This is a genomic window from Marilutibacter maris (genome assembly GCF_006546735.2).
GTDB classification, from domain to species: Bacteria; Pseudomonadota; Gammaproteobacteria; order Xanthomonadales; family Xanthomonadaceae; genus Marilutibacter; species Marilutibacter maris.
This window is the reverse complement of record NZ_VICD02000034.1, coordinates 1-8,869: the sequence shown is the minus strand read 5'-3', so window position 1 is coordinate 8,869 and position 8,869 is coordinate 1. Positions and strand designations below refer to the sequence as shown.

At 70.5% G+C, this 8,869-nt stretch carries 9 protein-coding genes; all 9 read right to left on the bottom strand.

Annotated elements, in window-relative coordinates:
- Positions 1–266: hypothetical protein (locus tag FKV24_RS03050; RefSeq protein ID WP_141481173.1), on the bottom strand; the 266-nt coding region annotated here is incomplete at its 3' end.
- A 219-nt stretch (positions 267–485) separates the two neighbouring features.
- Positions 486–1,211, bottom strand: coding sequence for an HNH endonuclease (locus tag FKV24_RS03045; protein WP_141481172.1), 726 nt, complete (start codon positions 1,209–1,211; stop codon positions 486–488).
- Between the two features lie 72 nt (positions 1,212–1,283).
- Positions 1,284–1,778, bottom strand: coding sequence for a GNAT family N-acetyltransferase (locus FKV24_RS03040; RefSeq protein WP_249040891.1), 495 nt, complete (start codon positions 1,776–1,778; stop codon positions 1,284–1,286).
- Positions 1,771–2,124: a hypothetical protein gene (locus FKV24_RS19120; protein WP_170288192.1), complete on the bottom strand. Its 354-nt coding sequence runs from the start codon at positions 2,122–2,124 to the stop codon at positions 1,771–1,773. Before FKV24_RS19120 ends, FKV24_RS03040 begins: the two co-directional genes overlap by 8 nt.
- Before the next feature lie 4 nt (positions 2,125–2,128).
- Positions 2,129–3,907: an acyl-CoA dehydrogenase C-terminal domain-containing protein gene (locus tag FKV24_RS03030; RefSeq protein WP_141481168.1), complete on the bottom strand. Its 1,779-nt coding sequence runs from the start codon at positions 3,905–3,907 to the stop codon at positions 2,129–2,131.
- 49 nt (positions 3,908–3,956) lie between these two features.
- The gene (locus FKV24_RS03025) at positions 3,957–4,442 is read right to left on the bottom strand and encodes an LEA type 2 family protein (RefSeq protein WP_141481167.1); all 486 of its coding nucleotides are present in this window, start codon (positions 4,440–4,442) and stop codon (positions 3,957–3,959) included.
- Between the two features lie 200 nt (positions 4,443–4,642).
- Positions 4,643–7,117, bottom strand: a complete 2,475-nt coding sequence (locus FKV24_RS03020; protein WP_249040890.1) for a S8 family serine peptidase — start codon at positions 7,115–7,117, stop codon at positions 4,643–4,645.
- Positions 7,118–7,237: 120 nt separating this feature from the next.
- On the bottom strand, positions 7,238–7,912 hold the full coding sequence (locus FKV24_RS03015; protein ID WP_111265880.1) for a response regulator: 675 nt from the start codon (positions 7,910–7,912) through the stop codon (positions 7,238–7,240).
- Between the two features lie 85 nt (positions 7,913–7,997).
- Positions 7,998–8,741 carry a sensor histidine kinase gene (locus FKV24_RS03010; protein ID WP_141481165.1) on the bottom strand — a complete coding sequence of 248 codons (744 nt, stop codon included), beginning with the start codon at positions 8,739–8,741 and terminating at the stop codon, positions 7,998–8,000.
- Positions 8,742–8,869 lie beyond the last annotated feature (128 nt).

The window sequence follows — 8,869 nt, the reverse complement described above, 5'->3', positions numbered from 1 at the left end:
TCGGCGTCGAACGGACGCTCGAGGCGGAAATCGGTCTGGGTGCGCGATGCGGTGGTCAGGCCGACGACCTGTTTCTGCGCCGCATGCAGCCGCAACCAGCTCATCGGGCCGTACATGCTGTCCATGTCGACGATGACGTAACCGGCATCCTGCTCGGACAGCAGCTGCCACGGCTTGCCGAGGCGGGCGTTGGCAGCGTTGAAGGCGGCGGTGAGCGCCGATTCGGTGTCCGGGTCCATTCCGGTCAAGCCCAGGGTCAGAGACATCGTCCAGTCCGTTTGCATGCGGGTCTCGCGATAACACGCGAGTGTTGCCAAGCCTGTGGTTCGCGTCAACGGATCGCGGCCGCTTTCAGGCAATCCGTCCAAAGCCAGGGCCGCGGTGCGCCCACCAGCGGCAAATTGGGACGCTGAGGGTCCATTTCCGGGCGTGGCGGGGGCGCTCGCCCCGGCCGCTGCGGGCGCGCTCGCGCGAGGACGACGGACTCAGGTGACCAGGCGGGTGTTCTTCGGCAGCTGGCTGCGCAGGAAGGTCATCTGGTCGGCCAGGATGTTGCGGTTGGACAGGATCAGGTGTTCGACCCAGCTCGGCCGGTAGGGTACGGCCAGCAGCGGCATGTGCGCCTGCTGGGGCGTGCGGTTGCCCTTGCGCGAGTTGCAGCTGAAGCAGGCGCTGACCACGTTCTCCCAGATGTCGCGGCCGCCCTTGGAGACCGGCTGCACGTGGTCGCGGGTCAGGTGCGGGCGGCTGAAGTGCTGGCCGCAGTACAGGCACAGGTAGCTGTCGCGCGCGAACAGGGCGGCGTTGGTCAGGGCCGGGGTCGGGTCCAGCGCGCTGGCGCGGGCGTGGCCGCGTGCGGCGATGATCGGCGGCAGGTCGAGCACGCTCTGCTCGCCGGTCAGCCGGCTGGTGCCGCCGTGCACGCGCAGGCAGGGCTCGCCCAGGGTCCAGGCAACCGCGTCGCGAGCGTACAGGCAGGCGGCGTCCTGCCAGCTCATCCAGTCCAGGACGCGGCCGCAGGCGTCGAGCGACAGCAGCCGCACCGAGTTCAGGCGTTCGATCGCGTTGCGCGGGACCGGGCGTGGGCCGGTGGCGGCGGAGCGGAGGGCAATGCCGCCCGCATGGGGCGCTGGGCTGTCCGGGTCGCGGCGAGGTGCCGGACCGGATGCTCCCCCGAGGATCAAGCGTAATGGCGCTCTATCGGTCTCCATCGGGAAACCAGCTTATACGCCTTTGTTTACGTTTTGTGTAGGCACCGCGGCAAAGTTGCCGATGCCGGGGGCTCAGTCGGCGCCGTCGAGCGGCTTGCTCATCCGCAGCAGGTCGTCTGCGTAGCCGACCGCCTCGTACAACCGCCGCGCCCGCGCGTTGCCCGGAAACACCGACAGGGTCAGCCGGGTACAGGCGTACTCGCGGGCGAAGCGTTCGGCGTGATCGAGCATGCGACGGGCATGGCCGCGCCCCTCGTGGGCCGGCAGCACCGCCAGGTCGGAGACATGGCAGGTCGGCGCGCCGCCGAAGAAGTCGGTGCCCAGCAGCAGGTGGATGAAGCCGGCCGCTGTGCCGTCGTGTTCGAGGACGAAGAAATGCGAGCCCTGCGGGCGTTCGTCCAGGTGACGGCTGATGTCGGCGCGCACACCGGCGTCGACGGTCTCGCGGCGGCGCCCGGCCGGCAGCGGGAAGGCGCTGAAGCTTTCGGCGAAGCCGAGGATGAAATCGCGATCGGCACTCGTCGCCGGCCGGATCCGTACCGCGCCGTCGGCGAGGTGGTCAGTCACCGCCGCCGCCGCCGCCGCCGCCGAAGTCGCCGCCGCAGCCGCCATCGCCGAAGACGGATCCGCCGTCGCCACTGTCGCCGCCAATGGCCGATCCATCGCCGTAATACGGATCCAGGCGCTGGTGTTCGCGTGCGTCGCCGATCGCCTGCGAGTGGGCGAAGGCGAGGCAGACGGCCGCGCCCATCACCGGGACCAGCCAGGTCAGCATCAATTGCACCAGCTGTTGCGACGGCGAGAAGGCGGCCGCGCGCAGGATCCGCGCGGTCGCCACCAGGTTAAGCACCGCCACGATCGCGGCCGCGACCAGGATCCAGCCGGGTATTCCGGTCGTCGCGGTCACTTCCATCCGCTTACTCCAACGGCAGGTCCGGCAGTCCGGCGAGGCCGCTTTCGATCGCGCTGGCGTGGGCGGCCGTCCGCGGCAGGATCCGCGCGAAGTAGAAGCGGGCGGTCTCGCGCTTGTCGTCCTTGAATGTCTGCGGCTGCGAGGAGGCCTCGGCCGCGGCGACGCTGCGCGCCCACCAGTAGGCCAGGGCGACGTAGCCGGAGTACATCAGGTAGTCGTAGGCGGCGGCGCCGACCTCGTCGGGGTTGGCGGCGGCGCGCTTGCCGATCGACAGCGTCAGCTGCTGCCATTGCGCGGCCTTCTGCATCAGTTCGGCGACGAACGGCGCCAGCGCCGCATCGTCGGCATGCGCCTCGCAGAACCCGGCGATCATCTCCAGCATCACCTTCAGTCCCGCGCCCTGCAGCTGCATGACCTTGCGGCCGAGCAGGTCCAGCGCCTGGATGCCGGTGGTGCCCTCGTACAGGGTGGTGATGCGGGCGTCGCGGGCCAGCTGCTCCATGCCGTGCTCGGCGATGTAGCCGTGGCCGCCGAAGCACTGCAGGGCGTTGTAGGTGCACTCCACGCCCCATTCGGTCAGGCAGGCCTTGACGATCGGGGTCATGAAGCCGACCAGCTCGTCGGCGCGCTTGCGCGCGGCCTCGTCGGCGCCGTGATGGGCCTCGTCGACCAGCAGCGCGCCGTGGTAGCCCATCACCCGGCCGCCCTCGACCAGCGCCTTGCAGGTCAGCAGCATGCGCCGCACGTCGGGGTGGACGATGATCGGATCGGCGGCCTTGTCGGGGAACTTCGCGCCGCTGAGCGCGCGCATCTGCAGGCGCTCGCGCGAGTAGCGCAGGGCGTTCTGCAACGCGCGGTCGGACAGGCCCAGGCCCTGCAGACCGACCGCGAGGCGGGCGGTGTTCATCATGGTGAACATGCCCATCAGGCCCTTGTTCGGCTGCCCGACCAGGTAGCCCTCGGCGCCGTCGAAGTTCATCACGCAGGTCGCCGAGCCGTGGATGCCCATCTTGTGTTCGAGGCTGCCGCAGCGCACCGCGTTCGCCTCGCCCATGTTGCCCTCGCGATCGACCTTGACCTTCGGCACCACGAACAGCGAGATGCCCTTGCTGCCGGCCGGCGCGTCGGGCAGGCGGGCCAGCACCAGGTGCACGATGTTCCCGGTCATGTCGTGCTCGCCGGCGGTGATGAAGATCTTGGTGCCGGTGATGCGGTAGCTGCCGTCGGCCTGCGGCTCGGCGCGGGTCTTGAGCAGGCCCAGGTCGGTGCCGCAATGCGGTTCGGTCAGGCACATCGTGCCGGTCCAGCGGCCCTCGACCAGCGGCCCGAGGAAGGCCTGCTTCTGCCAGTCCTCACCGTGCTGCAGCAGCGCCTCGGTGGCGCCGTGCGAGAGCAGCGGGAAGTTGCCCCAGGACAGGTTGGCGGCGTCGATCATCTCCTTCATCGGCACGCCGGCGGCATGCGGCAGGCCCTGGCCGCCGAAGTCGGTCGGCGACACCAGGCCCGGCCAGCCGCCCTCGACGTACTGCGCGTAGGCCTGGCTGAACCCGGCCGGGGTGGTCACCTGGCCGCTGTCCTTGTCGAACGTGCAGCCCTGCTGGTCGCCGACCGCGTTCAGCGGCGCCAGCACGGTCTCGCAGAAGCGCGCGCCTTCCTCGAGCACGGCGTCGAGGATGTCGCGGGTCGCATCGGAGAACCCCATCTGCTGGAACGCGGTTTCCGCGTCCAGCACGTCGAACAGGGCGAAGCGGATGTCGTCGAGCGGGGCTTTGTATGCACTCATTGCGGGTCTTTCGTCCTAGGGTGATTGTCGGGGCGGTCGGCGTCGGCGCTCAGCGCAGTACGCCGGGCAGGCCGGGCGCCGGATTCAGGCTGCTGCGGTACTCGACCTCGAACTGGCGCGACTTGCGGGCCTCCTCGGGGGTGGCGGTGACCGTGCCGTTGATCAGGTAGGGCAGGGCGCGCGCTGCCGCCAGCGCATCGGCGGCGGCCAGCTTGGCGGCGGCGGACGGCGTCATCCGCACCTCCACCACGTCGGCGGATTCCGGGCCGATGTCCAGCGCCGGGGCGGTCTGCAGGGTGCCGGCGTCGTGGCCGCCGGCCTGCAGCGCGAGCTCGACGCGGTCGAAGCGCATCGGGATGCTGCTGTAGTTCTCGATCCGCAACTGCGCGGTCCAGCTGCCGTCGGCGTTGACGGTCAGCTGCTGGATACGCGCGGCGGGCTCGGATACGCGCCGTACCGGACCGCTGGAGCAGGCGGCGAGCGTCGTCGCCAGCAGTGCGCAACCGAGCCAGTGCTTCCAACCGTTCGCCTTCATGCCACGCTTCTCCAAATGCCGCGCCAGGCGCGGCTCGATCAGGGAAGCGCGAGGATACTACGGCGCATGGTCGGGCCAAAAAAAGGGCCCGCAGCGGGTGGGCTGCGGGCCACTGGGAGATGCCCGCACCGGTGCGCGTCCGGCGGCGGGCGGTACGGGCCGTCTATCGCGGCGCTGTCTCTATCTACTGCGGTCTCTATCTAGTGCTGGTAGACGCCGTTCAGGCGGCTGGCGGCCGCGGCGAATGCGCCGCGCGTGACCGCCTGCTTCGGGTCGAAGTAGGCGCGCAGGGTCGGCTGCAGGTCGAACGGCCCCTGGGTCGCCACGAAGCGGGCGTTGATCAATTGCAGGTCGAGTGCGATCTGCACGTAGCCGCGCAGGCTGGGTGCGATCGCATCGGCGTCGTCGATCGGCAGCCGTTGACCGTCGTACAGCACGCTGAGCGACTCGACCGGCTCGCGCGCCTGGGACTGCAGCCCCAGGCTCTGCACCAGCGAGTAGGCCAGGCTGGCCCGGGTGACCTTGTCGTCGCCGCGGAACATGCCGTCCACGGTTCCCATCACGCCGGCCTGGCGATGCTCGACGTCGCGCTGGGCCGCGCCTTTCGCGGTGACCGCCTCGGCGAACGGCGACAGGTCGTCGGCGACGCCCAGGTCGCTGAAGCTGGAACTTCGGTCGGACGGGAGGCTCTGGCGGATGCCGGCGCCCATCGTCAGGTAGTCGGCCATTTCGCCGCGGGTGATCGCCTGGTCGGGACGGAAGCGTCCGTCCGCGTAGCCGTCGACCAGCCGGCGCGACACGCCATACTCGATGAAGCTCCGGGCGGGATGACCGTCGATGTCGATCAGACCGTCGTAGCCGTCGGTGCGCAGTTGCTTGACGTTGACATCCACCGGGCCCGGCGCGCCGTAGCCGTTGGTGACCTGGGCCGGGTCGAGGGCAACGCCGGATACCGAGCCGATGCCCCGCACCGACAGGGTCCAGGTCCCCGCCACGCCCGGCGCCGAGACGGCGATGTTCTCGCCCAGCACCGGCAGCGCGATCGAGGAGCCGTAGCGCTTGCCGTTGGGGTCGGTCAGCGCGATCGCGACGGTGTTTTCGCCGACGTTGGCGCGCGCGAAGATCATGGAGATGTCGGCGCCGACCTCGAAGCTTTGGGTCGCGGGCGCGCCGACCGGACTGAAGTCGAGGGTGTAGTCGGTGCTGCCGCCGGTGGACACGCGCGCGTTGGCGTTGAAGCGGCGCGCGGCATTGACGGTGCTGCCGAAATTGCCGCCGGCCATCGAGGCCTGGACCGCCGCGTGGGCGTTGACGTAGCCGGCGCCGACTTCCCACGGCGCCCGGCCCGGGATGTTGCTGGCGGTCTCCTGCAGGATCCGCTTGACGTCGCGCCAGTCCATCGACGGGTTGGCCTCCAGCATCAGCGCGACGATGCCCGACACGTGCGGCGCCGCCATCGACGTGCCGGACATGTGGGTGTAGCTCGCAGCCAGGGCCGGCCCCAGCACCTCGACATCCTGCTCGGCCGAGGTCTTGTCGATCGCGCCCAGCGACGCCCGGGTGGAGACGATGTCGACGCCGGGCGCGGTCACGGTGGGGCGGTCCTCCCATGTGTAGGTGACGCCGTCGATCTCGACCTGGCCGCCGCGGCCGTCCTCGCCGCGCGAGGAAAAGTCGGCCAGGCGTCCCTGTTTGTCGCCGGCGGCGACGGTGACCACCCAGGGCGCCTTCTTGAAGTTGCCGGTGATGGTGGCTTCGCCGGCGCCGGAGTTGCCGGCGGAGAACACCACCACCACGCCGCGGTCGGCGAGCGCCTTGGTCGCGATGTTGGTCGGGTCGTCGGGATCGAATGCGGTGCCGACGTCGCCGGTGTTGCCGAACGAGTTGGAGATGACGCGGATGTCGTACTGGGCCTGGTGGGTCAGGGCGTAGTCGAAGCCGCCAATGGTGTCGAGGACGAACAGGCCGGCGCCGGAGCCGTAGCCGATGATGCCGGCGCCTGGCGCGACGCCCTCGAATGCGCCTCCGGGCGAGGCCGCGCCGTTGCCGCCGATCGTGCCGGCGACATGGGTGCCGTGGCCGCCGCCGAGGTCGGTATTGGCCACGCCTTCCTGGTAGGTGATCGGCAGCAGGCTGCTGAGCGAGTAGAGGTTCGTCTGCGCCAGCACGTTCTGCCTGACGTGTTCGGGGAACTTCAGGTCCGGATGGGTGCCGTCGACGCCGGAATCGTTGACCACGACCCCGATGCCGCGTCCGGTCACCGGCAGGCCGCCCACGCGCAGGCTGGCGTCGTCGCGCAGGCTGTCGACCCCGGTCAGCTGGGTGGCTTCCCGGTTGTCGAGGTCGAGCGGGGCGTTCAGCCACACCGAGCGGACATCGTCCATCGCCAGCAGCGACTGCAACTGCGCCGGGGTGACCCGGGTACCGACGATCGGCAGCGCCCGCATGCTGATCCCGGCAAGCCCCAGCGCCTGCAGGCGGGTCCTCTGGCCGTCGTCGAGCGGGCCGTCGCCATGGAAGCTGACCACGACTTCGATCGTCTCGCCGGGGTCCAGCACCGGCAGGAGGCTTTCAAGCTGCGGATCGAGGCGGCGGGCCTCCGCCAGCAGCGGGGTGGCCAGGATCGCCGCGGCGAGCAGGCCGGCGCGCAGGCGCGGGTGTTGGGCAAGCGACATACGGAACCTCCGGGATGTGGGCACGGCGCGAATCGCGCTCGATCCAGCATCCGCGGAGGGCATCGGGTTGACCATCCGGTTTTGCCCCCAACCGTATTGGGGGAAGTCACTCAGCCGGACTCAGTCCAGCAGGCCCTTGCGCAGGGCGTAGCGCACCAGTTCGGCGGTGTTGCGCACGTCGAGCTTGCTCAGCACGCGGGTGCGGTGGTTCTCGGCGGTCTTGGCGCTGATCCCGAGCTGGCGCGCGATTTCCTTGGTGGTCAGGCCTTCGGCGATCAGGTGGAAGACTTCGCGCTCGCGGGCGGTCAGCCGCCCGTAAGGGTCGTCGACCGCGCGTTGCGGGTTCTGCATCTGCTCGGCCAGGGCGCGCGCGGCCTGTGGCCCGAAATAGCCGCGGCCGGCCTGCAGGCTGCGCACCGCGGCCAGCAGCTCCGAGGCGGCGCTGTCCTTGACCAGATAGCCGGAGGCGCCGGCGCGGACCGCCTGCAGGACGTATTCGTCCTCCTGGTGCATGGTCAGCACCAGCACCCGGGTCTGCGGCAACGCCTCATGCAGGCGCCGGACCACCTCGATGCCGTTCAGTCGCGCCATCGAGATGTCGGTCACCACCACATCCGGGCGGACCAGGACGGCCTTTTCGATGGTTTCCACGCCGTCGGCGGCCTGGGCGACCACCTGCACGTCGCCGTCGGCCTGCAGCATGCCGGCCAGGCTCTCGCGCACCAGGGTGTGGTCGTCGGCAATCAGTACCCGGATCGGCGTCTGCGTGTTCAAAGATGGGGGAGCGGCTGTCATCGATGATCCCTCCCGCGTACGCGACACGCTTCAGAGTGTATGCCATGGCGCGGATCGCCGGCGAAGGCGGGGCCGACGGCCGCGGTCAAAGGCCCTCCTGGCCGTCCATGGGCACGATCGCGCGCAGCCGCGCGCCGTCGCCCGGATTGGAGTGCAGCTCCAGGCGGCCGCCGTGCAGGCGCAGGCGCTCGCGGATGCCGCCCAGGCCGCTGCCGCCGGAGCCGAGCACCGCCTGCGGGTCGCAGCCGCGGCCGTCGTCGGCGACCTGCAATTGCAGATAGCGCCCGCGGGCGACCAGGCGCAGCAGCACGTGGCGGGCCCGGGCATGCTTGGCGACGTTGTTGAGCGCTTCCTGGGCGACCCGGAACAGCAGGGTCTGGAGGTCGCCGTCCAGCACCGGCAGCGGCTCGATCTCGACCGTGATCGACAGGCCGCCGGATTCGCCCTGGCTGCGCGCCAGCCAGCGCAGCGCCGGTTCCAGGCCGAGGTCGTCGAGGATCGGCGGCCGCAGCAGCCGCGACAGCTCGCGGGTGTCCTCCAGGGTGTCGCTGCACAGCGCGATCGCCGCGTCCAGGCGCGCATGCTGTTGCGCGTCCATGCCTTCGCCCAGTTGCGCCAGGCGGTGTTTGAGTGCGGTCAGGTTCTGGCCGATGCCGTCGTGCAGTTCGCGCGCCAGCCGCCGCCGCTCGTCCTCCTGCACCCGCCAGACCGAACGCGCGAGCCGCCGGAACTCGCGTTCGTTGGCCTCCAGACGCTGCAGCAGGCGCTGGTACTGGTCGCGGATCGCCGGCAGCGAGAGGCCGGTGTCGTTGCCGGACGCATCGCTCATGGGCTGTCCTCCTGGTGCTGCGGCGCCGCCGCAAGCCCGTTCCCGGCGGCGTTCTCGAAGCCTGCGCGCAATGCCTCGGGCAGGCTGTCGCGCAGCCGGGCCTGCGCGGATCGCGCCTGCTCGGCGGC

Bases quoted from the DNA above. Each gene is read 5' to 3' on its own strand.
- FKV24_RS03015 (WP_111265880.1), bottom strand. From the start codon at position 7,912: ATGACAGCCGCTCCCCCATCTTTGAACACGCAGACGCCGATCCGGGTA.
- FKV24_RS03020 (WP_249040890.1), bottom strand. From the start codon at position 7,117: ATGTCGCTTGCCCAACACCCGCGCCTGCGCGCCGGCCTGCTCGCCGCG.
- FKV24_RS19120 (WP_170288192.1), bottom strand. From the start codon at position 2,124: ATGGAAGTGACCGCGACGACCGGAATACCCGGCTGGATCCTGGTCGCG.
- FKV24_RS03025 (WP_141481167.1), bottom strand. From the start codon at position 4,442: ATGAAGGCGAACGGTTGGAAGCACTGGCTCGGTTGCGCACTGCTGGCG.
- FKV24_RS03030 (WP_141481168.1), bottom strand. From the start codon at position 3,907: ATGAGTGCATACAAAGCCCCGCTCGACGACATCCGCTTCGCCCTGTTC.
- FKV24_RS03010 (WP_141481165.1), bottom strand. From the start codon at position 8,741: ATGAGCGATGCGTCCGGCAACGACACCGGCCTCTCGCTGCCGGCGATC.
- FKV24_RS03045 (WP_141481172.1), bottom strand. From the start codon at position 1,211: ATGGAGACCGATAGAGCGCCATTACGCTTGATCCTCGGGGGAGCATCC.